Annotated in this window: 22 protein-coding genes; 10 read left to right on the top strand and 12 right to left on the bottom strand. The window is 65.1% G+C overall.

The annotated features are described in order from the left end of the window. Positions 1 to 34 precede the first annotated feature (34 nt). The 4 genes from GWG67_RS23070 to GWG67_RS23055 form a co-directional block, all read right to left on the bottom strand. Positions 35 to 226 (bottom strand): hypothetical protein, encoded by a 192-nt coding sequence (locus GWG67_RS23070; protein ID WP_085352613.1) that lies wholly within the window; start codon positions 224 to 226, stop codon positions 35 to 37. 116 nt (positions 227 to 342) lie between these two features. Continuing rightward, positions 343 to 1,251: a S49 family peptidase gene (locus GWG67_RS23065; RefSeq protein WP_275171601.1), complete on the bottom strand. Its 909-nt coding sequence runs from the start codon at positions 1,249 to 1,251 to the stop codon at positions 343 to 345. 211 nt (positions 1,252 to 1,462) lie between these two features. Continuing rightward, the gene (locus tag GWG67_RS23060; protein WP_275171599.1) at positions 1,463 to 2,233 is read right to left on the bottom strand and encodes a tRNA1(Val) (adenine(37)-N6)-methyltransferase; all 771 of its coding nucleotides are present in this window, start codon (positions 2,231 to 2,233) and stop codon (positions 1,463 to 1,465) included. Further along, positions 2,226 to 2,453, bottom strand: a complete 228-nt coding sequence (locus tag GWG67_RS23055; RefSeq protein ID WP_007594964.1) for a DUF2007 domain-containing protein — start codon at positions 2,451 to 2,453, stop codon at positions 2,226 to 2,228. Before GWG67_RS23055 ends, GWG67_RS23060 begins: the two co-directional genes overlap by 8 nt. Before the next feature lie 132 nt (positions 2,454 to 2,585). On the opposite strand from GWG67_RS23055, the gene GWG67_RS23050 reads away from it, so the two are divergent. The 5 genes from GWG67_RS23050 (at position 2,586) to GWG67_RS23030 (ending at position 7,336) form a co-directional block, all read left to right on the top strand. Next, positions 2,586 to 3,593 carry a polyprenyl synthetase family protein gene (locus GWG67_RS23050; RefSeq protein WP_007594965.1) on the top strand — a complete coding sequence of 336 codons (1,008 nt, stop codon included), beginning with the start codon at positions 2,586 to 2,588 and terminating at the stop codon, positions 3,591 to 3,593. Positions 3,594 to 4,003: 410 nt separating this feature from the next. Beyond that, the gene (locus GWG67_RS23045) at positions 4,004 to 4,519 is read left to right on the top strand and encodes a helix-turn-helix domain-containing protein (protein WP_275171598.1); all 516 of its coding nucleotides are present in this window, start codon (positions 4,004 to 4,006) and stop codon (positions 4,517 to 4,519) included. 1 nt (position 4,520) lies between these two features. Beyond that, the gene (gene fabF, locus GWG67_RS23040) at positions 4,521 to 5,777 is read left to right on the top strand and encodes a beta-ketoacyl-ACP synthase II (RefSeq protein WP_275171597.1); all 1,257 of its coding nucleotides are present in this window, start codon (positions 4,521 to 4,523) and stop codon (positions 5,775 to 5,777) included. Between the two features lie 58 nt (positions 5,778 to 5,835). Continuing rightward, positions 5,836 to 6,468, top strand: a complete 633-nt coding sequence (locus GWG67_RS23035) for a LysE family translocator (RefSeq protein ID WP_275171595.1) — start codon at positions 5,836 to 5,838, stop codon at positions 6,466 to 6,468. 7 nt (positions 6,469 to 6,475) lie between these two features. After that, a complete protein-coding gene (locus GWG67_RS23030; RefSeq protein ID WP_275171593.1) occupies positions 6,476 to 7,336 on the top strand; it encodes an alpha/beta fold hydrolase in 861 nt (286 codons plus the stop codon). On the opposite strand, the gene GWG67_RS23025 is transcribed toward GWG67_RS23030, so the two are convergent. The 3 genes from GWG67_RS23025 to GWG67_RS23015 form a co-directional block, all read right to left on the bottom strand. Further along, positions 7,333 to 8,217, bottom strand: coding sequence for a 4-(cytidine 5'-diphospho)-2-C-methyl-D-erythritol kinase (locus GWG67_RS23025; protein ID WP_275171591.1), 885 nt, complete (start codon positions 8,215 to 8,217; stop codon positions 7,333 to 7,335). The genes GWG67_RS23030 and GWG67_RS23025 overlap by 4 nt on opposite strands. Before the next feature lie 28 nt (positions 8,218 to 8,245). Next, positions 8,246 to 10,048: a tetratricopeptide repeat protein gene (locus GWG67_RS23020; RefSeq protein ID WP_275171590.1), complete on the bottom strand. Its 1,803-nt coding sequence runs from the start codon at positions 10,046 to 10,048 to the stop codon at positions 8,246 to 8,248. 335 nt (positions 10,049 to 10,383) lie between these two features. Further along, entirely contained in the window at positions 10,384 to 12,045 is a 1,662-nt protein-coding gene (locus GWG67_RS23015) for an electron transfer flavoprotein-ubiquinone oxidoreductase (protein WP_275171588.1), read from the bottom strand. Positions 12,046 to 12,181: 136 nt separating this feature from the next. Between GWG67_RS23015 and GWG67_RS23010 the strand changes: the two genes are divergently transcribed. Further along, positions 12,182 to 12,991 carry a uracil-DNA glycosylase family protein gene (locus GWG67_RS23010; protein ID WP_275171587.1) on the top strand — a complete coding sequence of 270 codons (810 nt, stop codon included), beginning with the start codon at positions 12,182 to 12,184 and terminating at the stop codon, positions 12,989 to 12,991. Between the two features lie 124 nt (positions 12,992 to 13,115). Here GWG67_RS23010 and GWG67_RS23005 read toward each other — a convergent pair whose 3' ends face one another. From GWG67_RS23005 to GWG67_RS22990, 4 genes are all read right to left on the bottom strand, one after another. After that, complete coding sequence (locus GWG67_RS23005) at positions 13,116 to 14,624, bottom strand: glycosyltransferase family 39 protein (protein WP_275171586.1); 1,509 nt, start codon at positions 14,622 to 14,624, stop codon at positions 13,116 to 13,118. 98 nt (positions 14,625 to 14,722) lie between these two features. Further along, positions 14,723 to 15,580 carry a ribonuclease HII gene (locus GWG67_RS23000; RefSeq protein ID WP_275171585.1) on the bottom strand — a complete coding sequence of 286 codons (858 nt, stop codon included), beginning with the start codon at positions 15,578 to 15,580 and terminating at the stop codon, positions 14,723 to 14,725. A 77-nt stretch (positions 15,581 to 15,657) separates the two neighbouring features. Next, the gene (locus GWG67_RS22995; RefSeq protein WP_275171583.1) at positions 15,658 to 16,113 is read right to left on the bottom strand and encodes a VOC family protein; all 456 of its coding nucleotides are present in this window, start codon (positions 16,111 to 16,113) and stop codon (positions 15,658 to 15,660) included. Positions 16,114 to 16,137: 24 nt separating this feature from the next. Then, entirely contained in the window at positions 16,138 to 17,301 is a 1,164-nt protein-coding gene (locus GWG67_RS22990) for a PA0069 family radical SAM protein (protein ID WP_275171581.1), read from the bottom strand. Between the two features lie 211 nt (positions 17,302 to 17,512). On the opposite strand from GWG67_RS22990, the gene GWG67_RS22985 reads away from it, so the two are divergent. Beyond that, positions 17,513 to 19,927 (top strand): phosphoketolase, encoded by a 2,415-nt coding sequence (locus GWG67_RS22985; protein ID WP_275171580.1) that lies wholly within the window; start codon positions 17,513 to 17,515, stop codon positions 19,925 to 19,927. An 8-nt stretch (positions 19,928 to 19,935) separates the two neighbouring features. Next, positions 19,936 to 21,123, top strand: coding sequence for an acetate/propionate family kinase (locus GWG67_RS22980; protein ID WP_275171578.1), 1,188 nt, complete (start codon positions 19,936 to 19,938; stop codon positions 21,121 to 21,123). Between the two features lie 233 nt (positions 21,124 to 21,356). On the opposite strand, the gene GWG67_RS22975 is transcribed toward GWG67_RS22980, so the two are convergent. Then, complete coding sequence (locus GWG67_RS22975) at positions 21,357 to 22,196, bottom strand: RMD1 family protein (RefSeq protein ID WP_275171577.1); 840 nt, start codon at positions 22,194 to 22,196, stop codon at positions 21,357 to 21,359. Between the two features lie 325 nt (positions 22,197 to 22,521). Between GWG67_RS22975 and GWG67_RS22970 the strand changes: the two genes are divergently transcribed. Together GWG67_RS22970 and GWG67_RS22965 are read left to right on the top strand one after the other, a co-directional pair. Beyond that, the gene (locus tag GWG67_RS22970; RefSeq protein WP_007607113.1) at positions 22,522 to 23,097 is read left to right on the top strand and encodes a hypothetical protein; all 576 of its coding nucleotides are present in this window, start codon (positions 22,522 to 22,524) and stop codon (positions 23,095 to 23,097) included. Positions 23,098 to 23,159: 62 nt separating this feature from the next. Continuing rightward, positions 23,160 to 24,086, top strand: a complete 927-nt coding sequence (locus GWG67_RS22965) for a helix-turn-helix domain-containing GNAT family N-acetyltransferase (RefSeq protein WP_275171576.1) — start codon at positions 23,160 to 23,162, stop codon at positions 24,084 to 24,086. The last annotated feature ends 42 nt before the right edge of the window (positions 24,087 to 24,128 follow it).

The following is a 24,128-nucleotide window of genomic DNA, read 5'->3' as shown; positions in this document are numbered from 1 at the left end:
GCCGGGACAAGCCCGGCCATGACGACTGCACCAACTAACCCGGCCGATAGGCTCCAGTCACGGGATCCTGTTTCAGGGTCTGGACGGCTCCCATATGGGCGGCCTCGGCGACGCGCGAGAGGCGCATCTCCTCCAGCTCCTGGTTGATCCTGACAGCGGTCTTGTAGGCCCAGCGGACCACGGCAAGCCCGCCCAGGACGCCCGCGAATGCGACGAACGGCGGCATCGGTCGTTCCTTGTTCAGTGCTCAGCCCCCACGCACATTCTTGCGCAGACCGGGCCGCGCCGCAATTGGCTCGGCTTCAAGTCTCCTTGGGGCCAAATGGCGCGGCAGGGCTCCATCTAGAACCCGAATTTCGCCCAGATCGCCCGCGTCTCGACTGCCGAGATCAGGTCGTCCGGCAGGCCGGCCATTGATTCCATGGCCGAAAGCTGCCCCGCGCCGGGCGATTTCCGGCCCAAAAGGCCGGAGAGCAGACCGGTTGGTTGGGCAATCACGGGGGTGAGAACCTTCTCGCCAAAGCGGGCACGAAGAGTTGAGCGGAGATCGCCGATGCTGTCGGCGAGCCCCAGCGCGATCGAACTCTCGCCGGCCCAGTATTCGCCCGTGAACAGCGTGTCGTCGGAGCCCTTCAGGCGTGCGCCGCGGCTTTCCTTCACCAGCGCGATGAAGATCTGATGGATCTCGCGCTGGAGCGCCTTCAGCTTGGCGACGTCGTCGGGGTTTTCAGGAAGAAACGGGTCGAGCATCGCCTTGTGCGCGCCGGCGGTGTAGAGGCGCCGCTCGATGCCGAGCCGCTTGATCGCCTCCTGGAAACCAAAGCTGCCGCCGACCACGCCGATCGAACCAAGGATCGAGGACGGATCGCAGATGATCTCGTCGCCGGCACAGGCGATCATGTAGCCGCCGGAGGCCGCTACATCCTCGACGAACACCAGCACCGGCAGCTTCTTCTCCGCCGCGAGTTGCTTGATGCGCAGGTAGATTTGGCGCGACTGCACCGGCGAGCCGCCGGGTGAATTGATCACCAGCGCCACCGCCTTGGCGTTGCGCGTCGAAAACGCCCGCTCCAGCACCCGCGAAACGGTCGCGAGCGTCATACCTGGGCGCAGCGGCGTCACCGCGCCGATCACACCGGACAGCCGCACCACCGGCACCACGGCCGTGCCGGGACGGAAGCGCGCCGGCAGATATTGCATGAGCTTGTCGGCCAGGCCGGAACTCTCACGATCGTTCAATTGTTCGGCCATGCCGTTACCTCTGATTAACCATTTCTTATCACGCGACTGTCATTGGAAGGGCCCGGAACGTGTTTTGCAGAAACCCCGTTGAGAGGCTGCAATGGGCCAGCGGAGAACACCATGAAAATCTATCTGCTGATGCTGCTGATCGGTGCGCTGTTCATGGCGATCCGCTTGACGACTCCCCAAGAGCAGCAGTCGGAATCGCTTCCGCAATAGCTCAGCACGGTTCCACCAGGGGTAGAACCGCTCTTCCCTCCAGAATATCCATCACCTCTTTTTTCGGCACGCGTGACTCCTCGTTGAGCATGAGGCCCGGCAACAATCGTGCCGGGGCCCTCCCGCCCTTGATCGCGCGCACCAGCACGCGGATCGCAGGCCGCCCGGCTTCACCGTGAACCGGCAGAATCGCGAGGCTGCCGAAGCCGCGAGACAGCGCCGCCAGAACCTCCGCGATCCCATCTGCGCGCCAAATCAATGTCAGCGCGCCATTCGATCGGAGGATGCGCCGCGCCGCATGCACCCAGGCATTCAGCGTCTCATCCGTCGCCACATGCGCGATCTGGCGCGCCTGATCGGGCGAACCGCGATGGCGAGCGGGATCGTTGAAGGGCGGGTTCATCAGCACCACGTCGACGCTGTCCGGCGCGAGCCCGCTGGCTACGAAGGCCTGCGCGTCCGCGGTGACGTCGAGCACGATCGTCTCGGCGGCAATCGCATTCGCTGCCGCATTGGCGCGCGCAAGCTCCGCCAGCTCGGGATCGATCTCGACCAGGCCGAGCCTGATCCCCGCAACGCGCCGAGCCAACGCAAGGCCCGCCGTGCCGATGCCGGCGCCGAGATCGACGACACGGTCGCCCGCCCTCGCCTCCGTCGCCGCCGCGAGCAGAATGGCGTCGTGCCCGGCGCGATGGCCGGACCGCTTCTGCTTCAGCCGCAATTGCCCGCCAAGAAAGGCGTCCTCGGTGAGGTCTGCCAGCGCTTCACTCATCGCCGCGCAGTTCGTGGCTGAGGCCGGCCTCGGTCAGGAGCTGCCGGGCCTCGAGGGCGTCGTCCTCATGGACCAGGATCCGCCGCGGCAAAATGCCGAGCGAGCCCTCGATGATGCTCATGTTCTGGTCCAGCACCAGATGATGGATGTTGGCGCCGTCGAGCAGCGCGCCGATCGCCGACACCAGCACCATATCGTTGGTCCGAACCAGTTCTCGCAAAACACAGGCCTCCTGCCTGACGGGGATTAAGCGCCAAATGTCAATGGTTCCACGGCCCTTGCCGCATCCCCGTCCAGTTTCTATTGTCTTTCCATCAGAATAGCCCTTCCGGGGCAAATATTGGAGACCGGCGTGGCCGTCATCGTACCTTTCGAAACTCCCGGCGCGTCGATCGAAGAGCTGGTTGCCCTTGTCGCCGGAGACATGGAGCGCGTCAACGCCACGATCCTGTCGCGGACCGGTTCGGACGTGACCATGATCCCGGAGGTCGCCAACCATTTGATCTCCTCCGGGGGCAAGCGCCTGCGGCCGATGCTGACGCTGGCCATGGCCAACCTCGCCGGCTACACCGGCGACGGTCATATCAAGCTCGCCGCCAGCGTCGAGTTCATGCATACCGCCACCTTGCTCCATGACGACGTCGTCGACGAGAGCGAGATGCGCCGGGGCAAGCTGTCGGCGCGCATGCTCTGGGGCAATGAGGCGAGCGTGCTGGTCGGCGATTTCCTGCTCGGCCAGGCCTTCCGCATGATGGTCGAGGTCGGCTCGCTCCGCGCGCTCGACATTCTCTCCGCGGCCGCCGCGACCATCGCCGAGGGCGAGGTGATGCAGCTTGCCGCCGCCAAGAACACCGCGACCACCGAGGACGAATATCTCGCCGTGATCCGCGGCAAGACCGCCGAGCTGTTCGCCGCCGCCTGCGAAGTGGGCCCCGTGATCGCCAACCGCCCCAAGGCGGAGCAGACCGCCTGCCGCTCGGTCGGCATGAATCTCGGCATCGCTTTCCAGCTCGTTGACGACGTGCTCGACTATGGCGGCAAGAGCGCCAAGCTCGGCAAGAACACCGGCGACGATTTCCGCGAGGGCAAGATCACGCTGCCGGTCGTGCTCGCCTTCCGCCGCGGCAACGACACCGAGCGCGCCTTCTGGATCCGCGCGCTCGAGCGCGGCGAGATCGGCGACACCGACCTCGACCACGCCATCGGGTTGATGAACAAGCATCGTGCGCTCGAAGACACCCGGAGCCGCGCCCAGCACTACGGCGCCATGGCCGTTGATGCGCTCGCGCTGTTTCCGTCCTCTCCGATGAAGAGCGCGCTGGAGCAGGTTGTGGCGTTCTGCCTGGCACGGTCGCATTAGCTTCTCGCATCCTTAGCGCTTGCTGGTAACTACACCCTCAGTATCGTCCCGGCGAAGGCCGGGACCCATTACCCCGGTCAGCGTTGTCTTAGCGGCTGTGGCCACCATCGTGCATCACAACAACAGTCGTGGGTATGGGTCCCGGCCTTCGCCGGGACGACATCGTTGAGGTACGCGCCACCACTGCATCAACAGCGTCATTGCGAGCGCAGCGAAGCAATCCAGAATCTTCCCGCAGAGGGACTCTAGATTGCTTGGCTGCGCTCGCAATGACGAGCTAGGTGTGCGAGGGCCGCCTTCCAACTTGCATTCAAATCCTATGCGCCGTCTTGCGGCACACCTCCGTCGGAGTATTCCAACGGTTCGCCTGCTAACTTGCATTTTGCAAGTAACTCTCCTACCTTCCCCTCATGCAGCCCAAATCCCCCTCCATCCAGGAATGTCCGGTCGGCCGCGCCGTGGAGACGGTCGGCGAATGGTGGAGCATTTTGATCCTCCGCGATGCGTTCCAGGGCGCAACGAAGTTCGACGAGTTTTCGCAAAGCCTCGGGATCGCGCCGAACATCCTGTCCCGGCGGTTGGCCCATCTCACCGAAAGCGGCATGTTCGTCCGCCGCCGCTACAATGAACGGCCTCCGCGCTATGAATATGTGCTGACGGACAAGGCGCGGGACTTCTTCCCCGTGATCGCAACCCTGCTCGCCTGGGGCAACAAGCATCTCGCCCCGAAGGGCGAAGCCATCCTGCTCGCGAACCGGCGCAATCGTCGCCCCTTTAATCCGGTCGTGGTCGATGCCGCCGACATGCAGCCGATCACGCTCACCAATGCGGTCATTATCGCGGGTCCCCGCGCCAGCCGTGTCATGCGCAAGCGGCTGATCTCGCTCAAAGCCATGAACCCGGCCGTCGCGCCGGCTGGAGACTGACATGCGTCGTATCGTCGTGACGGGAATGGGCGCGGTGTCGCCGCTTGGCTGCGGTGTCGAACTGTCCTGGCGCCGGCTACTGGCCGGCCAAAGCGGGCTGCGCCCGTTGCCGGAATGGTCGCAGGCGCTGCCCGCACGCATCGCCGGCCTCGTGCCCGACAAGGCCGATGACGCGGACGGCGGCTTCGATCCCGCGCAGGCCGCCGCGCCGAAAGACCAGCGCAAGATGGACCGCTTCATCCTGTTCGCGCTGCTCGCCACCGCAGAAGCTGTGGCGCAGGCAGGCTGGATGCCGCAGGACGCGGCGGCGCAGGAACGAACCGCGACGATCATCGCCTCCGGCGTCGGCGGTTTTCCGGCCATGGCGGAGGCGGTGCGCATCACCGAACACCGCGGCCCGCGCCGGCTGTCGCCGTTCACGATCCCCTCCTTCCTCGCCAATCTCGCCGCCGGCCACATCTCGATCAAATATGGCTACAAGGGAGCGCTGGGCACACCGGTCACGGCCTGCGCCGCCGGCGTTCAGGCGATCGGCGATGCTGCGCGGATGATCCGCGCGGGCGAGACTGATGTGGCGATCTGCGGCGGCGCGGAAGCCTGCATCGACATCGTCAGCCTCGGCGGCTTTGCTGCGGCCCGTGCTCTGTCGAGCGGGTTCAATGACGCGCGCGCCTCGCGCCCGTTCGACCGCGACCGCGACGGTTTTGTCATGGGCGAAGGCGCCGGCATCCTGGTGATCGAAGAGCTGGAGCATGCGTTGGCGCGTGGCGCGACGCCGATCGCGGAGATCGTCGGATACGGTACGACCGCCGACGCCTATCACATGACGTCGGGTCCGCCTGACGGCGACGGCGCCCGGCGCGCGATGGAGATCGCGCTCCGGCAGGCCAAGCTTGCGCCCGCGGATTTGCAGCATCTGAACGCGCATGCGACATCGACGCCGGCCGGCGACGAGAGCGAGCTTGGCGCGATTGCCGCGCTGTTCGGCCGCAATCGCGGCATCGCCGTGAGCGCGACCAAATCGGCCACCGGCCATCTGCTCGGTGCTGCCGGTGGACTGGAAGCGGTCTTCACCGTGCTCGCCCTGCGCGACCAGATCGCGCCGCCGACGCTCAATCTCGAAAACCCTGATCCCGGCGCTGACGGCATCGACATCGTCGCCGGTGTGGCGCGCCCGATGCCGATGCAGCACGCGATCTCGAACGGGTTCGGCTTCGGCGGGGTGAATGCCAGCGTGATCTTCCGCCGGATGGGCTAAACGACGGGCCTTAATTGACGGGCCTTGCAATCGCGGCAAGCATCGCTACCAAAGCAGGATGATCAACACGAATTTCTGGCTGTTCCTGGCCGCCGCTTGTCTCATCGCCGCCATTCCCGGCCCCGGTATTTTCTACGTGGCGGCACGGACCTTGTCGGAAGGGCGCGCCAGCGGTTTTGCATCGACCGCGGGCACCGCGCTCGGCGGGCTGGTTCATGTGGTCGCGGGCAGCCTCGGCATCTCCGCGATCATCCTTGCCAGCGCCGAGCTGTTCGCCGCCGTGAAATTTGTCGGCGCACTCTATCTGGTCTGGCTCGGGATCAGGACATTTCGCAGCGCCGGTCGTGTGCTGTCATTCGACAGCGAGCCGGTCGGCGACAAGCGCGCCTTTCGCGACGGCGTGCTGGTCGAGGCGCTGAACCCGAAGACCGCCGCATTCTTCCTCGCCTTCATTCCGCAGTTCCTTGACCCGACGGGATCGAGCCCGACGCTGCAATTCATCACGTTGGGTGCGATCTCGGTGACGCTGAACACGCTCGCCGACATCGTGGTGGTGCTGATGGCTTCCGCGACACGCACGCAGTTGATCGGAAGGCCGCACCTGATGCGACGTCTCACCCAGGGCTCCGGCGTCTTCATCGCAGGGCTCGGCCTGTCGCTCGCACTGGCCCGACGGCCCGTGAATGGATAGCGCCACCATGCTCGCTCCGCAAAGCCGCACTTACGAGTCTCACGGTCTGCGGCTGCATTATGCCGACTGGGGCAACGACGGCGCGCCCGTCGCCATCCTGGTTCATGGCGGCCGCGATCACTGCCGGAGCTGGGACGTCATCGCCCGGTCGCTACAGCCGCACTTTCACGTGCTCGCACCCGACCTGCGCGGTCACGGCGATTCCGACTGGACAAAAGGCGGCAGCTACGCGCTGACGGAGTATGTGTACGATCTGGTCCAGCTCGTCCGTGCCATCGCAGCACCTCAAGTCACTCTCATCGGCCATTCCATGGGCGGCATGGTCAGCCTCATCTTTACAGGGGCATTCCCCGAACAGGTCTCGAAGCTGGTCGTGCTCGACGGCGTCACGATGTTGCCGGATACACCAAAACAGCCGGTGCATGAGCGCATCGGCAAATGGGTCGGTCAGCTCGACAAGCTGCACGACCGCGCACCGCGCCGCTATTCGACCCTCGAAGACGCGGCGGCGCAGATGGTCCTTCACAACAAGCGACTGTCCCGCGACCTCGCGCTGCATCTCGCCACCCACGGCGCGCGGCAGAACGAGGACGGCACCTATAGCTGGAAGTTCGATCCCTACCAGCGCGCCTCTGCGCCGCACCGGCTCTGGCCGGACGATCACATCGCGCTGTGGTCGCGCATCACCTGTCCGACCCTGCTCTTGAATGCCGGCGAAAGCTTTCTGGCTGGCGCGAGGGCCGCGGGCCTGGAGCGCTACTTTCCGCAGGCGCGCGTCGAGACCATCGCCGGGGCCGGACACTGGCTGCAACATGACAAGCCGCAGGAGGTGTTGAGTGAGATCCGGGAGTTTCTCGGGCTGGCTTAGCTCAACGTCCCCGAGTGCACCCACCAGCCGGAATGACCCCTCCGGATCTTCTCAGCGGCGGCATGCGCCTCAGCAGATGTGCCATAGATCGCAAAGCACGTCGCACCCGAGCCGGACATGCGGGCGAGCTTGACGCCGGCGGAGCCACGCAAGGCTTCCAGCACGTCCCCAATCACCGGCTCGATGCGCATCGCAGGCGCTTCGAGGTCGTTGGCGACGGCCTTGAGCGTGTCGACCCAATCGTCAATGGAGGCGCCCTCGCCCGGCCAGGCCGGGGCGTCGAAGACGGACGTGGCGCCGACCAGGAGCTCGCCGTTGCGCAGGCCCAGCGCCTGAAACACATCCTTGGTCGCGACCGGCACGCGCGGATTGACCATCACGCAGGGCATGCTCGGCAGCATCAAGGGCAGCAGCTGCTCGCCGACACCGGTCATGTCGCAGGCGCGCGAGAACAGACACACCGGCACGTCGGCACCGGTCGCAAGCGCAACCTTCTGCAGCCGCGGGTCGTCGAGTTCCAGATTGTTGAGACGCGCCAACAACCGCAGCGCCGCCGCGGCGTCGGCCGAGCCGCCGCCGATACCGGCCGCAACCGGGAGCACCTTGTCGAGCGCGAAGGCGCCCAGCTTCAGGTTCGGGACGGCTTCGGCCAGGAGCTTGGCCGCCTTGAACACGAGGTTGTCGGCCATATCGCCGCAAGCCGCCGCGAGCGGCCCCGTCGTGGTGAGCTTCAGCTCGCCGGCGGGCTCCAGCGTGAGCCGGTCGGCGCAGTCGGCAAAGGCGACGACGCTTTCGAGATCATGATAGCCATCGGTACGACGGCCTACCACACGAAGGCTCAGATTGACCTTCGCGCGCCCTTCTTCAATCAACGCCGGCATTGACGACACGCCCCCAACTTCAACTCACTCAGCCGCCCTTGCCGTCGTCCTTCTTCTTCTCCTTCTCCGCCTGCGCAGCCGAGGAGTTCGAATTGTCGTCGGTCATACCGTTTGCAATCTTGGCCTCGATCTTCGGAAGCTCATCCGCTTCGGGCTTGAGATCGCGGGCGTGGGCCCACTGGAACTTGGCTTCCAGCGTGCGGCCGACGCGCCAATAGGCATCGCCAAGGTGGTCGTTGATGGTGGGATCCTCGGGCTTGAGGTCAATGGCGCGCTCGAGGTTCTTCACCGCGTCTTCGTAATTGCCGATGCGGTAATAGGCCCAGCCGAGGGAATCGACGATGTAGCCGTCATCCGGGCGCTGCTCGACCGCCCGCTTGATCATCTTCATGCCTTCGTCGAGATTGATGCCCTGGTCGATCCAGGAATAGCCGAGATAGTTGAGGACGTGCGGTTGGTCGGGCTGCAGCTCGAGCGCCTTCTTCATGTCGGCTTCGGCCTTGCCCCACTGCTTGGAGCGCTCCTCGCAGATGCCGCGATAATAGTACCAGACGCTGTTGGCCTTGTCGTTGCCGGCCGGCAGCACGTCGACGCCTTGCGAATAGGTTGCGCCGCATTCGCCAAACTTCTTGCGGCCGCGCTCGATGTTGCCGAGCGCCATGATCGCTTCGAGATCCTTGGAGTCCTCAGTGGTGACGCCCTTGAGGATCTTGATCGCCTCCTCGGTGCGGTCGGCGGAATCCAGATCGATGGCGAGCTGGATCTGGGCGTTGCGCTTGAGCGGCGAGGACGACGGCACCCGCTCATAGACCTTGATCGCCATCTGCGGCCGCTTCACCGATTCATAGAGATCGGCGAGCGAGAGCAGCGCCAGGGGATGGGTTGGCTGGAGGTAGAGCGAGAGCTGGAGATAGACCAGCGCCAGATCCTCGCCGCCGCGGCGGGTCAGCGTGGCGCCGATGCCGTAGAGTGCTTCTGCGGCGCCGGCTTGCGCGCTATCGGCCAGCGGCGGCATCTTTTTGCCGGCCTTGGTGTCGCGCAACCCTTCCACGATCAGCGGATGGCGGGCGAGCTTCTTGTCGAAAGCCTGGTAGACCGTGGTCGCGGCGGCCGAGTCCTTGTTGCGCGACAGCCAGCGCGCATAGGCCTCGGTGACGCGCAGCATGGAATCGTCGAGCTTGTAGGCACGCTCGAACCGGGTGCCCGCGTCTTTCTCCTTGCCGGCGAGCTCGAGGATCATGCCGGCGTGGAGGTCCTTGAACAGCGGATACCATTCCGGACCGGCCAGCTTGTCGATGGCGGCGACGCCGCCCTTGGCATCGCCCGCACCATAGGCGGCCCAGCCCGACAGCAGCGTGGCGACGAGATCGGTGATCGGACCGCGGATCGACTGGTTGATGTTGGTCTGCGCGGCCGCATACTTCTTGAACTTGAGATCGTGCACGCCGACGACGAGGCGTGCAACGCGGTTGGTCTTGTCGATGGTCAGGATGCGCTCGGCGAGCTTGACGGCCTCATCGATGTCGCCGTCTGCAACCGAGGAGATGAAGGCGCGGTCGAGCAGCTCGTTGTTCTTGGGATCGGTGCGCAGGGCCGAGCGATAGAACGCGGCGGCAGAGGCCGCATCGCGCTCGACGCTGGCGTGGCGGGCGGCGAGATAGCTGCCGGAAGTGGTCAGCGCCTTCAGATCGTTTCGGGTCGGAAACTGCGCCGCCGTGTCGGACGGATGATCCGGCGTCTGCGCCAGGACCGCGCCGGGGACCGTCGCGATCGCTGAGCCCATGAGGGCAATGGCGGCAACAGTCCAACGGTTGAAACGATTTGAAAGCATCAGGGCTCGCCTTGAGTTGGTAGTGCCTGGGTTTGCAGAAGGCCGTATCGCATGCGAACGCGGCCGGTGGCATGGGGACCCGGAACTGTCGGGCCGACAATGCCGCTTTTGGCGCTTCACCGCAAGGATTCGGGCCGGGCGATCGCCTCCGCACGCCCCAAATCGGCCAAGTCACCGGTCAAGAGCGCCCCAAGACGCCGCCAGTATGGCCTTATCGTGACCACGGACCGCGACCGCGGCCGGGTTCTCACGCGAACGTGCGTCATAGGGCCAATGTCACGCAATATTGGTCACATTGGGCTTGGGTCACATGGATCGTGGCTTGCTGACCCCGCCTACATCGCCTCGTAGTTTGGACCGCCGCCGCCCTCCGGGGGAACCCAGGTGATGTTGCCGTTGGGATCCTTCACGTCGCAGGTTTTGCAGTGGACGCAGTTCTGGGCGTTGATCTGGAAGCGCGGGCCCGAACCTTCCTCGATCCACTCATAGACGCCGGCCGGGCAATAACGATTCGAGGGACCGGCGAACACGTCGTGCTCGGAGGTTTTCTGGAGGTTCATGTCCGTGACCTTGAGATGGACCGGTTGATCCTCCTCATGATTGGTATTGGACAGGAACACCGACGAAAGCTTGTCGAAGGAGATCTTGCCGTCCGGCTTCGGGTAGGCCCTCGGCGCGTGGGTCTTGGCCGGATCGAGCGTCGCGCGATCGGGCTTCGCATGCGACTGGGTGCCAAACAGCGAGCCGCCGAACAGCGTGTTGCACCACATGTCGAAGCCGCCGAGCGCAACGCCGAGCACCGTGCCGAACTTCGACCACAGCGGCTTGACGTTGCGGACCAGGAACAAATCCTTGCCGACCGAGGAGGAGCGCCAGGCATTCTCGTAGTCGACGATCTCGTCGTTGGCGCGATCGGCGGCAATGGCTGACGCAACGTGCTCGGCGGCGAGCATGCCCGTGCCCATCGCGTTGTGCACGCCCTTGATGCGGGGAACGTTGACGAAGCCGGCCGCGCAGCCGATCAGCGCGCCGCCGGGGAAGCTGAGTTTCGGCACCGACTGATAGCCGCCCTCGGTGATGGCGCGTGCGCCATAAGCGAGCCGCTTGGCACCTTCGAAGGTGGAGCGGATCGACGGATGGGTCTTGAAACGCTGGAACTCGTCGAACGGCGACAGATACGGATCGTCGTAGTTGAGATGCACGACGAAGCCGACGGCAACGAGGTTGTCGTCGTAGTGATAGAGGAACGAGCCTCCGCCGGTCTTCAGATCGAGTGGCCAGCCGAACGAATGCTGGATCATGCCCTTCTGGTGCTTGGCGGGGTCGATCTGCCAGACTTCCTTGAGCCCGATGCCGAACTTCGCAGGCTCGCTCTTGGTATCCAGCGCGAACTTCGCGATGAGCTGCTTGGTCAGGCTGCCGCGCGCGCCTTCCGCGAACAGCGTGTACTTGCCAAGCAATTCCATGCCACGGGTAAAGGAGTCCTTCGGCTTGCCGTCCCGGCCGATGCCCATGTCGCCGGTGGCGATGCCCTTCACCGCGCCCTGCTCGTCATAGAGCACTTCGGCGGCGGCAAAGCCCGGATAGATCTCGACGCCGAGCGCCTCTGCCTTGCGCGCGAGCCAGCGGCAGACATTGCCGAGCGAGCCGATATAGCAGTGATGGTTGTCCATCAGAGGCGGCATGATGAAGTTCGGCAGCCTGATCGCACCGCCGCCCGTCATCCAGTAGAAGCGATCGTCCTTGACCTGCGTCTTGAGCGGACAATCGGAATCCTCGCGCCAGTCCGGGATCAGCTTGTCGAGCCCGGCCGGGTCGATCACGGCGCCGGAGAGAATATGCGCACCGACCTCGGAGCCCTTTTCCACCACGACGACATTGAGATCGGCATTGATCTGCTTCAGCCGGATCGCCGCAGCCAGGCCCGAGGGGCCGGCGCCGACGATGACGACGTCGAATTCCATGGATTCGCGCGGGGGTAGTTCTTCGGTGCTCATCTGATCTCAGCCCTTGAGACGGTCCTTGGTCGATTGCGCCCTCTTGTTTCCGATTTTTCCGGGTAGGACAACCTCGGAATCGCGTTCCGCCGGGGTGCAAGGCGCTCCAAACTGATATAAAAGTCTGACTTTCCAAATGATCCCCGAACCCGCGCCCACCGTCCGAGAGCTTCTCGCCTTCTATCTGGAGGCGGGTGTCGATTGCGCGCTCGTGGAGGAACCGATTGACCGCCTGGCGGAAGTCGACGCCCCGCCTCCGGCCCCGCGCGCCGCACCTCCGCTCGAGGCGCCACGGCCGGTTGCGGCTCCCGCGGTCATCCGCGGCGAGGCGGCACCCGCGCCCGACATCGCGATCGCCTCGGCGCGCGAGGCCGCACGCACCGCGCCGACCTTGGAGGCGCTACGCGAGCTGATGCAGAGCTTTGACGGCTGCGCGCTGAAGCACACAGCGACACGGTTGGTTTTCGCCGACGGTAATCCGCAGGCGCGCATCATGTTCGTCGGCGAGGCACCGGGCCGCGACGAGGACATCGAGGGGCTGCCCTTCGTCGGACGTAGCGGCAAGCTGCTCGATTTGATGATAGGAGCCATAGGCCTCAACCGCAGCACCGCCTACATCGCCAACGTGATCCCCTGGCGGCCGCCCGGCAATCGCACGCCGACGCCGCAGGAAACGCAAATCTGCCTGCCGTTCATCCAGCGCCAGATCGAGCTGGTGAATCCGGATGTGCTTGTGACGCTCGGCAATCCCTCGACGCAGACGCTGCTGTCGACCCGCGAAGGCATCATGCGTACCCGCGGCCGCTGGTTCGACTACGAGACGGACGCGCGCACCATCCGCGCGCTGCCGACCTTCCACCCCGCCTATCTGTTGCGCTCGCCGTCGTACAAGCGGCTGGCCTGGCAGGATCTGCGCGCGATCGCGAAGGTGCTGGCGGGCGCGTAAGGAGCCGTATGACCTCTCCCCGTCATTGCGAGCGCAGCGAAGCAATCCAGAATCCTTCCGCGGAGGGACTCTGGATTGCTTCGTCGCAAGCGCTCCTCGCAATGACGACGGAAAGAGGGAGCGACTACGCCCCCTTCGGCCGCACGATGGCCCAGCCGATACGCAGGAGTTGCTGGCGTCCGGTCACCAGCCATTCGAAGGCGCGCGGGACTTCCGGGACGATGCCCGGAAAGCGCGCGAGGATGTCCGGCGGCGGCGTCCCGGCGGTATCGGAGGCCCGCCAGACCACGACGCCGCCGGTCTCGGTGAATTTGGCCTGATTGATCCAGGGCGTGCGCGCGGGCTCGGCATCGATGAAGAGATGCGGCCGGCCGGAATGCAGCGTGATCAAGCTCGCAAGCTGGGTCTCGCCGGCGACCGCACGCAGACGATGATTGGTGCGGCGGGCAAAGCTCTCGTCGAAGAAGTCCGAAATCGCCCGCGCCGGCATCGAGGTCGCGATCTCATTGGCACCGGTCCACGGCAGGAGCAGGACGGCGAGCACGACGCCGATTGCGGGCGCGATGACGGCGGCCGCCCAGACCATCCGCAGCATTCTCGCGCGACGCATCGCGATGAGGTCGCCGGCCCCCACGACCACGGCAAGCCCCGTCAAGACCAGCACGACGCCGGCGCCGCCGACGACGGCGTCGAGGCCCAGCAGACCGGAGATCAGCACCGCGCCAAGCGCCGGCGCGAGTGCGAAGAAATAGACGAAATTGCGCGCGAGCGGCTCGACCGGCGGGCGGAAGATGATCGGCGCCTCCTCGCTCTTGGGAACGAACAAGCCGGTGTTGAGGACCGTCAGAGCCGGGATCGCCGCCGCGCCGAGCAGAAGACCCCCGAGCAGCCAGGCCGCGTGCAGTGCGCGGGCATTGAGCTCGCTGACCGCAGGCAAGGCCGGCAGGACGAGTGCCTCGGCCCGCATCAGCCACACGGCATACGGCAAAGCCAGCACCGCGACGACCACCAGCGCAAACAGCGGGTCGAATGCGCGCAATGTACGGCGGCCACCCGCGGTGGCGAGCGCGAAGACGACGATCAGGGGCAGCAGGAAGATCGCAGCCGGCGTCGTCAGCAGCAAGAGGCCGGCCTCGATCGACCAGGCGAACCAGGCGTTGCCGCGGCGCTGTCCGATGATCTGCCAGGAGTGCAGCAGCAGCAGCGCCCAGAGTGGCCGCGCCAGCACCAGGGGGCTGAAGTCGAGTGTGGGCGAGGAGAAGGCCAGCAGCGTCATGGTCAGCAGCACGGCCAGCACTGCCTGCTGGGGGCCGACCACCGCGCGGGAGAGATGATAGAGCGTGATGAGGGTCGCGATCCCGCAGAGCTCGGCCAGGACATAGACGCCGAACACGTGGCCGCCGGCGGCGCGATAGGCGATGTCGGCGAGCCAGATCGGCAAGGGCGGGCCCAAATCAGTGCCGACCTGGTATTCGCGGCCGAAGGCCAGCAGGGTCGCGAGGCTGCCGGGCGGGCTGCGATAAAACACCAGCGCCACGAACAGCCACATCGCGGCCTGGAGCAGCACGACGATCCAGACGATCAGCCGCGGCCGCGCGCGAATGAGCTCGATGACCAGGGAGGTAAACCGCATGCAACGTCCGAAAGATGCAGCCAACCCGTCAAGCCGGCCCTATTCGCTGACGACTGTTTTGATAAAGGGCGTGACGCGTCGTGGCAACCGAGTCTCGGCTAGAGATTGGCCGACGCGTCGACTTCCAAGCCCGTATCCACCTGCAGCTCGATCTCGGTCACCGCAAACAGATCCTGCGCCGGCTCGACCGTCCAGGGCATGTGCTTGGCGCGTGCGGCGGCGACGGGGGCGAAGAAGCTGCGGTGGTGGACGGTGGGGCCGAGGCGGTTGAGCGCATCGAGGTGCTCGGGCACGGCGTAGCCCTTGTGCTGCTCGAAACCGTAGCCGGGACAGTCCTGAGCCAGTGCGCACATCAGGCGGTCCCGCGTCACCTTGGCGATGATCGAGGCCGCTGCGATCGATAGGACGATGCCGTCGCCGCCGATCACGGCCTCGCAATCGCATTCCGTATCGAGCCGGTCGCGGCCGTCGACGAAGACATGCCGGGGCTGTTCGGGCAGCGCCACCACGGCGCGCTTCAGTGCCCACAGCGAGGCGCGCAGGATGTTGTCGCGGTCGATGCGGGCGCGCGAGGCGACTGCCACCGAGACCTGGGCTGTGGCGCAGATCTTGTCGAACAGCCTTTCGCGCTCCTCGGCCGTCAGGCGCTTGGAATCATCGATGCCGCGCGGGATGCGGTCGGGATCGAGAATCACCGCCGCCGCCACCACAGGACCGGCCAACGGCCCGCGGCCGGCCTCATCGCAGCCTGCCACCGGCCAGACGCCACGCTTGATCAGCGCGCGCTCGCGGCGGAAGCTTGGGGAGACGATGATGGCGCCCTTTGTGCCCGCCAGCGCCTTGGAAATTTTTTTAGGCGCAGCCTTGTCGTTCTTAGGCGCAGCCTTCTTGTTCTCAGGCGCAGCCTTCTTGGGCGCGTCTTTGACCGGCTTCTTGGCGGATTGATCCCGAATCATGGCCGGGATCGTGCGCAAGCGGCATGGCCTGCGCAACCGGGAACCTCGGACAATTCCCGTTATTCAAGTCAGCCGCCCTATTCCGCCAGATGCACCCGCCGGTCCTCGCCTACCTCGATGCCGGGCGCGACCACGACTTCCCATGGATGGCCGTCAGGATCGGCGAAATAGCCGGAATAGCCGCCGTAATCGGTCTCATGCGCGGCCTTCAGCAGCGCGGCTCCCTTGCCGACGGCGAAAGCCAGCACCGCGTCCACCTCCTCACGCGCGCGGCAGTTCCATGCGAGCGTCATGCCGCGGAACGTCGATGGCCTCGGGTGATCAGGCAATTTGGCGTCGACCGCGAGCTGATCCCACGGAAAGAGCGCGAGCACCGGACCGCCAGTATCATAGAACGCAACGGCCTCACCGGTCACCTTCAGCCGGCGCGAGAAACCGAGCGCGTCGTAAAAGGCAATGCTGGCGCGGATGTCGTTCACGCCCAGCGTGATGACGGTGAGCCGCGGGATTGGAGCTGCCAGTTCCTGACTCATACGACGCCTCTTCCACTTCGTCCCTCAGAACAGGCTGAGCTGATCGCCGTTCCGCTTCGGCTTGGCAAAATGATCCGTCGTCAGCTTGGGGCGCCGCTTGTTCAGCCCGAGCCTGTCGCAGGCGATCTCGAAGCGGCGACCGATGGTCCAGGCCATCGGGCCGGTCCCCTTCATGCGCTCGCCCCATTTCGCGTCGTAGTCACGGCCGCCGCGCATGTCGCGGATCAGCGTGAAGACGTGGCGATAGCGGTCCGGATAGTTCGCCATCAGCCATTCGCGAAAGAGATCGCGCACCTCGAGCGGCAACCGCAGCAACACGTAGGAGGCTTCCTTGACGCCGGCATGGGCGGCGGCATCCAGGATGCGCTCGATCTCGGAATCGTTCAGCGCGGGGATCACGGGCGCGACCATGACGGTGGTCGGAATGCCGGCCTCGGAAAGCTGCTTCAGCGCCTCCAGCCGCTTCGGCGGCGTTGACGCCCGTGGCTCCATTGTGCGCGCCAATTTCGGATCGAGCGAGGTCACGGAGATCCCGACCTTGGCGAGGTTGCGCTTGGCCATGCGCGCGAGAATGTCGATGTCGCGGGTCACCAGCGCCGACTTGGTGACGATCCCGACGGGATGGCCGGCGCGCTCCAACACCTCCAGAATGCCGCGCATGATTTTGCGCTCGCGCTCGATCGGCTGATAGGGATCGGTGTTGGTGCCGATCGCGATCATCCGCGGCTCGTAGCCGGGCGCCGAAAGCTCCTTCTCGAGCAGCGCCGGCGCCTCGGGCTTCACGAACAGCTTCGACTCGAAGTCGAGCCCCGGCGACAGGCCGAGATAGGCGTGCGTCGGCCGCGCGAAGCAATAGACGCAGCCGTGCTCGCAGCCGCGGTAGGGATTGATCGAGCGGTCGAAGCCGATGTCGGGAGAATCGTTGCGCGTGATCACCTTGCGCGAGGTGTCGACCGCGACACTGGTCTTGAACGGCGGCAATTCTTCAAGACTCTGCCAGCCATCGTCGAATGCGACGCGCGCCTCGGCCTCGAAGCGGCCGCTGGCGTTGGACTGCGCGCCCCGGCCTCGCCTGCGCTGGCGGTCGATGGCGACCGCCAGCTCAGGGAAGTCAGAAGGCGCACCCGCCGGCTCGGAGGGCGCCGTGACCGGCGGGTGCTTGAGAGCATGAGAGGATGCTGGACTCATGAAGCCAAGATAGCACGCCGCAGGAACAAATCAAGAACGCAAACAAAAATCGTGAAAACAATCCCATGCACAGTAGAGCTGCCCAAACTTCGCGCGCTTGCTTTTGACCTCACGCAACAGTGGCGTCACGGCGATCCCGTTTGATGCTGCCGAAGGATCGATCTCGCCGGAACTCGGTTGGTGACGATCCCGGGTGAAGGTCGGCAGGAATATGACAAATCAACAACAATCGGCCGCCGCGAGCGGCGACCTCGATCTCCTCGATCGCTATTGGCGCGCCGCGAACTATCTCTCCGTCGGGCAAATCTACCTGCTCGACAACCCGCTGCTGCGCGAGCCGTTACGGCCCGAGCACATCAAGCCGCGTTTGCTCGGCCATTGGGGCACGACGCCCGGTTTGAACTTCATTTATGCCCATCTCAACCGCGTCATCCGTGCGCTGGATCTGAGCATGATCTATGTCTGCGGTCCCGGCCACGGCGGCCCCGGCATGGTCGCCAACACTTATCTCGAAGGCAGCTACAGCGAGATCTATCCCGATATCGCGCGCGATACCGACGGACTGCGCAAGCTGTTCAGGCAGTTCTCCTTCCCCGGCGGCATCCCCAGTCACGCGGCGCCGGAAACGCCGGGCTCGATCCACGAAGGCGGCGAGCTCGGTTACGCGCTGGTGCACGCCTATGGCGCGGCATTCGACAATCCCGACCTGATCGTCGCCTGTGTCGTCGGCGACGGCGAGGCCGAGACCGGCCCGCTCGCGGCGTCCTGGCATTCCAACAAATTCCTCAATCCTGCGCATGACGGCGCGGTGCTGCCGATCCTGCATCTCAATGGGTACAAGATTGCCAATCCGACCGTGCTTGGGCGGATGCGCGACGACGAGATCCGCGATCTCTTCCGCGGGCTCGGGCACGAGCCGCTGTTCGTCCAGGGCGACGATCCCAAATTGATGCACCAGATCATGGCGGACGCGCTCGACGTCGCGCTCGCCAGTATCCGGTCGATCCAGCAGCACGCCCGCGACGGCCGCAAGAGCGTCGAACGCCCGCGTTGGCCGATGATCGTGCTGCGCAGCCCGAAGGGCTGGACCGGCCCCAAGGAAGTCGACGGCAAGAAGGTCGAAGGTTTTTGGCGTGCGCATCAGGTGCCCGTCGCGAACTGTCGCGAGAACCCGGCGCATCTGAATATTCTCGAAGAGTGGATGCGCAGCTACGAGCCGGAAAAGCTGTTCGACGCGAACGGCGCGCTCATTGCCGAGCTCCAGGCGCTCGCGCCCGAAGGCCATCGCCGCATGGGCGCCAATCCACACGCCAATGGCGGCCTTCTGAAGAAGGAGCTGAAGCTGCCGGACTTCCGCAGCTTCGCCGTCGAGGTCGCTCAGCCGGGCGGCGTCGCGGCGGAGGCAACCCGCGAGCTCGGAAAATTCCTGCGCGACGTCATCCGCCTCAACGCCGAGGCCCGCAATTTCCGCATCATGGGCCCGGACGAAACCGCGTCAAACCGGCTCGATGCGGTGTTCGAGGCCACCGAACGCGTCTGGATGGAGCCGACAAAACCTTACGACGTGCATCTCGCCCAGGACGGACGCGTGATGGAAGTCCTGAGCGAGCATCTCTGTCAGGGCTGGTTAGAGGGCTATCTGCTCACCGGACGGCACGGCTTCTTCTCCTGCTACGAGGCGTTCATCCACATCGTGGATTCCATGTTCAACCAGCACGCCAAATGGCTGAAGGTGACGCGGCATCTGCCGTGGCGGCGCCCGATCGCCTCGCTCAACTACCTGCTCACCTCGCATGTCTGGCGTCAGGACCACAACGGCTTCAGCCATCAGGATCCCGGTTTCGTCGATCTCGTCGCCAACAAGAAGGCCGACATCGTTCGCATCTACTTCCCGCCGGACGCCAACACGCTGCTGTGGATCGCCGATCATTGCCTGCGTACCTATGACCGCATCAACGTCATCGTCGCCGGCAAGCAGCCGGCGCCGCAATGGCTGTCGATGCAGGAGGCAGCCACGCATTGCGATGCCGGCATCGGCATCTGGAGCTGGGCCGGCACCGAAGATGCGAATGGCGAGCCCGATGTCGTGATGGCCTGCGCCGGCGACGTGCCGACACTGGAGACGCTCGCCGCCGTCGACCTGCTGCGCAAGGCGCTGCCCGAGCTGAAGATCCGCGTTGTCAACGTCGTGGACCTCATGACGCTGCAACCCAGGGAGCAGCACCCGCACGGCTTGTCCGACCGCGACTTCGACGGCCTGTTCACCCGCGACAAGCCGGTGATCTTCGCCTATCACGGCTATCCCTATCTGATCCACCGGCTGACCTATAACCGCACCAACCACGCCGGCATGCACGTGCGCGGCTTTGCCGAGGAAGGCACCACGACGACGCCGTTTGACATGGTCGTGCTCAACGAGCTCGACCGCTATCACCTCGCGATCGAGGCGATCGAGCGCGTGCCGGGGCTCGCGACCAAGGCGGCGCAGGTGAAGCAGCAATTCCGCGACAAGCTGATCGAGCATTCGCGCTATGTGCGCGAATACGGCGAGGACATGCCGGAAATCCAGGAATGGGTCTGGCAGAACAGCGCCGGCGGCAACACGCCGGCGGAGGCAGGCGATTGACGGCAGCCATGTTGAACACGGTTCTCGTTCTCAACTCGGGATCGTCGAGCATCAAATTCGGCCTGTTCGATATCTGGGCGGCCGAGCCCACCCTGCTCTGCAAGGGCCTGCTCGACGAGCACGAAGCGCAGCCGCGGCTCGTCGTGAAGAGCCCCGCGGGCGAAGACCTGTTCGAGAAACGGCGGGAAGCATCGGATGCGGACAGCGATCATCTGTTCGCCGACGTGCTCGGCTTCATCGAGGATCGTTTCGGCGACCATCGCTTGCGCGCCGTCGGCCATCGCGTCGTCCATGGCGGTCCGGACTATTGCGCGCCGGTCGAGCTGACGGACGATGTCACCGCAAAGCTTGAAGCCCTGACGCCGCTGGCACCGCTGCACCAGCCGCGGTGTCTGGCGCCGGTCCGCACTATCACGGCGATAAGGCCCGACCTGACGCAGATCGCCTGCTTCGACACCGCTTTCCACCACGGCATTGCGCCGCCCGCCAGCCGCTTCGCCATTCCGAGACGTTATGAACAGCGCGGCGTCCGGCGCTACGGATTTCACGGCCTCTCGTTCGAATATGTCGCGGGACGTCTCGCCGGAATCGCACCGGGGCTCGTTGCGAAGCGCACCGTGATCGCGCATCTCGGCAATGGCGCGAGCCTGTGCGGCTTGCGCGACGGCCGCAGCATCGACACCACGATGGGACTGACGCCGCTCGACGGGTTGGTGATGGGCACGCGCTGCGGCAGGATCGACCCGGGCGTGCTGCTCTATCTGCAACAGCACGAGAAGATGTCGGTCGAAGATGTCCAGCACCTGCTCTATCACGAAGCGGGCCTGCTCGGCGTCTCCCGCATCGCTTCGGACATGCGCACGCTGCTTGCGAGCAGCGAAGCTGCGGCACGGGAGGCGGTCGAGCTCTTCACCTTCCGCGCCGCGCAGGAGGTGGCGGCGATGGCGACGACACTTGCCGGGCTGGACTGCCTGGTCTTCACCGGCGGCATCGGCGAGCATGCCGGGGAAATCCGCAGCGCGATCGGTGAGCGTCTCGACTGGCTCGGTGTGCGCATCGATGCCGCTGCGAATGCTGCGGCGCGCGAGCGCATCAACCATGGCGATAGCGCAGTCGATGTCTTCGTCATTCCAACGAATGAGGAACTGATGATCGCACGACATTGTGCGGCGGTGCTGCGGGCCGTCAGCTCGTAATCAACGGCGTAGGATCGGCGTTGCTTCCCTTCTCCCCTTGCGGGAGAAGGTGGCGCGAAGCGCCAGATGAGGGGTTCTTTCGTCCCTCACGTATGCATGTGAGTATGCGGAGAAATACCCCTCACCCCTGTGAGTTTGTGTCTCCTTGCGGTGCTGCCCTCTCCCGCAAGGGGCGAGGGCGCAGCCACGAGCATCTCGCTCACGGGGTAAATTGATCCAGCGGCCCGCGTGTTCTAATGCGTCCCCGACCAAATCTGGAAACACCCGATCGCGACCTCGATCACGATCAGCACCACCACCGCGACCTCGAGGCGGAGCGAGCGCTGGGTGTCGATGATGTCGGTGAGCGCGTTGGCGGTCTCGGACACGGCGGTGAGCTTGCGCTCGAGCGTGTCGAGGCGCTCCTTCAGTTCGTACTCGTCTTCAAGGCGAGCATAGAGCCGGTCGAGTTCGGGTTTCTCCCAGAGCACGTCGGGTTTCTCGGCCACCGCAACACGGCCGGCCACGCGCTGCTGGACGAGAAGCGCATTGCCGATCAATTGCAGGATGCCCTTGCGCCGGGGCGGCGTGCGGCCCTGCTCGGCGAGCATGCGCGCAAACGGCTCGATCACGTCGAAGACCGCGGCGACGCGGCGCTCGTCACGCGCGAGCGAGGTGCTCTTGGCAAGCGCGTCCGCGATCAGCAGCAGCCGGTCGTCGGAGAATTTGGCGAGGCAGATCGGGCCTCCCGGCTGGATCGCCTCGGCGCTTTCGTCCTTGCAGAGTTGCGCATGCGCGATCTCCTCCTCGTAGGGGCTGAGCTCGCCGATCACGCGGGTCTTCAGGCTGTCGATCAGTACCTTCTCCTCCAATGGGAGGAGACCGATCAGCACCACGACGCCGTAGCGGAAAATGACCGCAAGGCCGGCATGAACGCGGAAGGCGGCCGGCGTCGAGGAGACGGTCGCCCCCATCTCGAGGCCGGAGGGATTGATGCGTTCGCCCAGCATCACGGCGCGGATCCGCAAGGCCGCCGCGCCGTCCGGCCTGGGCGATGTTGCCGGCGAGTTAACAGCAAGTTGATCGGCGTTCATTTCGAAGCCCTTGTCAGCAGCGTGATTGCACGTTCACGTTCTCGCGCTCGTCCGCTGGCGCATCCTCCCTTTGCAGGATTGCGAACGGCCCGCCCATCGCGCAATATCGCGGCTCCTCTGGAGTAATACGGTCCAGGACAGCTGGCGCGGAAACATTCGGCAATATTGCCACCCCGCACGGGACATATTTGGATGCGATCGCTACAGCGGTTTACCATCGTAGACCGCGGCCCGACCGAAAAGTTGCACTCGGCAGCGCCGCGTGTTTATGACAACATCATAACAGCTACGTTTCTCCCGAAGTGCGGAGACTGAAGCCTCAATCATGCTAAGCGTAATTATTCCGACCGAAGGCGTCGAGCAGACGGCGGTCGCAACTCTGGCCGCGTTGGTACCCGGTGCCGCCGCGGGCATCATCCGGGAAGTGCTCCTGGTCGACGGCACCCGCAATGGCGTCATCGAGCGCGTTGCCGACGTCGCGGGTTGCCGTTTCATCGGCTTCGAAGGATCCACGCAAGGCGCCGCGCTCGCCGCTGGCGCACTCCAGGCCCGCTCGTCCTGGCTAATGTTCCTCCCTGCGGGCGCCGTGCTGGAAACCGGCTGGATCGAGGAAACCACCCAATTCATCCAGTCCGTCTCGACCAGCGGCCGGGATCGTGCGGCCGTCTTCCGCTATGCGCGCTCGCCCTACGCCGATGCCGGCTTCCGCGATATCCTCCGGGCCCTGATGCGCAAGCTCGTCGGTCCCTTCGGCGATCAGGGACTTTTGATCGCGCGTGATCACTACGACCGCATCGGCGGCTACCCGCCCCAGGCCCGCCGCTCCGAGGCGCGGCTGCTCCGGCGGCTCGGCCGCTCGTCGCGGATCATGCTGCGCAGCCGGATCGTCATGGTCGGCTGAGGCACCTCAATACTTGCCAAAGTCAAATAATTATTTGACAATGGCAAATATCGAGGTGACCCATGTCGTTCAATCCTACCGACGACCACATCGCAGCGGTCCGCGCCTTCAACCGCTTCTACACCCGCAAACTTGGCGTGCTCGACCAGCACCTTGGAAAAAGCCCGTTCTCGCTCAGCGAGGCCCGCGTGCTCTACGAGCTCGCGCAACGGGACGACCTTGCCGCAAAGGAGATCGGCAACGAGCTTGGCCTCGACCCCGGCTATCTCAGCCGGATCGTGCAAAGCTTCGACGAAAAGGGCCTGATCACCCGCAGGCCCCTGCCCGCGGATCGCAGGCAATACCAGCTCAGCCTCACCGCCAAGGGGCGCCAGACCTTTGCCAAGCTGAACCTGGGCTCGCAAAATGAGGTCGCCGTAATGCTGGCTCAGCTTTCGGCCAGCGATGCGACGCGGCTCACGCAGGCCATGGCGACCATCAAGGCTGTGCTGGAGCGTCGAAGCCAACCCGCGGCTTTCATGCTGCGCAGCCATCGCGTCGGCGACATGGGCTGGGTTATCTCCCGGCAGGCCGCCGCCTATGCGGCCGACTACAACTGGGATATCAGCTACGAGGCCCTGGTCGCCGATATCTGCGCACAGTTCATCAAGGATCATGACGCCGCGCGCGAGCACTGCTGGATTGCGGAAGTGGATGGCGAGCCGGTCGGTTCGATCTTTCTGGTCAAGGCCACGGACGAGATTGCCAAGCTGCGCCTGTTGCAGGTGGAGAAGAAAGCGCGGGGGCTCGGTGTCGGCCGCGCGCTGGTCGAGCAATGCATCCAGGGCGCACGCGAGAGGGGCTACAGCAGGATGACGCTGTGGACGCAAAGCATCCTGGTCGCCGCGCGTGGCATCTATCAAAGTGCAGGATTCAAGCTCGTCGCTACCGAGCCGCATCACAGCTTCGGGCAGCATCTGATTGGGGAAACGTGGGAGCGGGATCTCTGATGCTGCAACAGCGGGCGAGATGCGCATAAATGTGCCCTCGCC

The organism is Bradyrhizobium sp. CSS354, assembly GCF_029051725.1.
Classification (GTDB): Bacteria; Pseudomonadota; Alphaproteobacteria; order Rhizobiales; family Xanthobacteraceae; genus Bradyrhizobium.
Note: the sequence above shows the minus strand (reverse complement) of the source record. Positions and strands in the feature narration are given on the sequence as shown.

Excerpts from the sequence above, each read along its gene's own strand:
- GWG67_RS23070 (WP_085352613.1), bottom strand. The coding sequence starts at position 226 with ATGCCGCCGTTCGTCGCATTCGCGGGCGTCCTGGGCGGGCTTGCCGTG.
- GWG67_RS23065 (WP_275171601.1), bottom strand. The coding sequence starts at position 1,251 with ATGGCCGAACAATTGAACGATCGTGAGAGTTCCGGCCTGGCCGACAAG.
- GWG67_RS23060 (WP_275171599.1), bottom strand. The coding sequence starts at position 2,233 with ATGAGTGAAGCGCTGGCAGACCTCACCGAGGACGCCTTTCTTGGCGGG.
- GWG67_RS23045 (WP_275171598.1), top strand. The coding sequence starts at position 4,004 with ATGCAGCCCAAATCCCCCTCCATCCAGGAATGTCCGGTCGGCCGCGCC.
- fabF (WP_275171597.1), top strand. The coding sequence starts at position 4,521 with ATGCGTCGTATCGTCGTGACGGGAATGGGCGCGGTGTCGCCGCTTGGC.
- GWG67_RS23035 (WP_275171595.1), top strand. The coding sequence starts at position 5,836 with ATGATCAACACGAATTTCTGGCTGTTCCTGGCCGCCGCTTGTCTCATC.
- GWG67_RS23030 (WP_275171593.1), top strand. The coding sequence starts at position 6,476 with ATGCTCGCTCCGCAAAGCCGCACTTACGAGTCTCACGGTCTGCGGCTG.
- GWG67_RS23025 (WP_275171591.1), bottom strand. The coding sequence starts at position 8,217 with ATGCCGGCGTTGATTGAAGAAGGGCGCGCGAAGGTCAATCTGAGCCTT.
- GWG67_RS23020 (WP_275171590.1), bottom strand. The coding sequence starts at position 10,048 with ATGCTTTCAAATCGTTTCAACCGTTGGACTGTTGCCGCCATTGCCCTC.
- GWG67_RS23015 (WP_275171588.1), bottom strand. The coding sequence starts at position 12,045 with ATGAGCACCGAAGAACTACCCCCGCGCGAATCCATGGAATTCGACGTC.
- GWG67_RS23010 (WP_275171587.1), top strand. The coding sequence starts at position 12,182 with ATGATCCCCGAACCCGCGCCCACCGTCCGAGAGCTTCTCGCCTTCTAT.
- GWG67_RS23005 (WP_275171586.1), bottom strand. The coding sequence starts at position 14,624 with ATGCGGTTTACCTCCCTGGTCATCGAGCTCATTCGCGCGCGGCCGCGG.
- GWG67_RS23000 (WP_275171585.1), bottom strand. The coding sequence starts at position 15,580 with ATGATTCGGGATCAATCCGCCAAGAAGCCGGTCAAAGACGCGCCCAAG.
- GWG67_RS22995 (WP_275171583.1), bottom strand. The coding sequence starts at position 16,113 with ATGAGTCAGGAACTGGCAGCTCCAATCCCGCGGCTCACCGTCATCACG.
- GWG67_RS22990 (WP_275171581.1), bottom strand. The coding sequence starts at position 17,301 with ATGAGTCCAGCATCCTCTCATGCTCTCAAGCACCCGCCGGTCACGGCG.
- GWG67_RS22985 (WP_275171580.1), top strand. The coding sequence starts at position 17,513 with ATGACAAATCAACAACAATCGGCCGCCGCGAGCGGCGACCTCGATCTC.
- GWG67_RS22980 (WP_275171578.1), top strand. The coding sequence starts at position 19,936 with ATGTTGAACACGGTTCTCGTTCTCAACTCGGGATCGTCGAGCATCAAA.
- GWG67_RS22975 (WP_275171577.1), bottom strand. The coding sequence starts at position 22,196 with ATGAACGCCGATCAACTTGCTGTTAACTCGCCGGCAACATCGCCCAGG.
- GWG67_RS22970 (WP_007607113.1), top strand. The coding sequence starts at position 22,522 with ATGCTAAGCGTAATTATTCCGACCGAAGGCGTCGAGCAGACGGCGGTC.
- GWG67_RS22965 (WP_275171576.1), top strand. The coding sequence starts at position 23,160 with ATGTCGTTCAATCCTACCGACGACCACATCGCAGCGGTCCGCGCCTTC.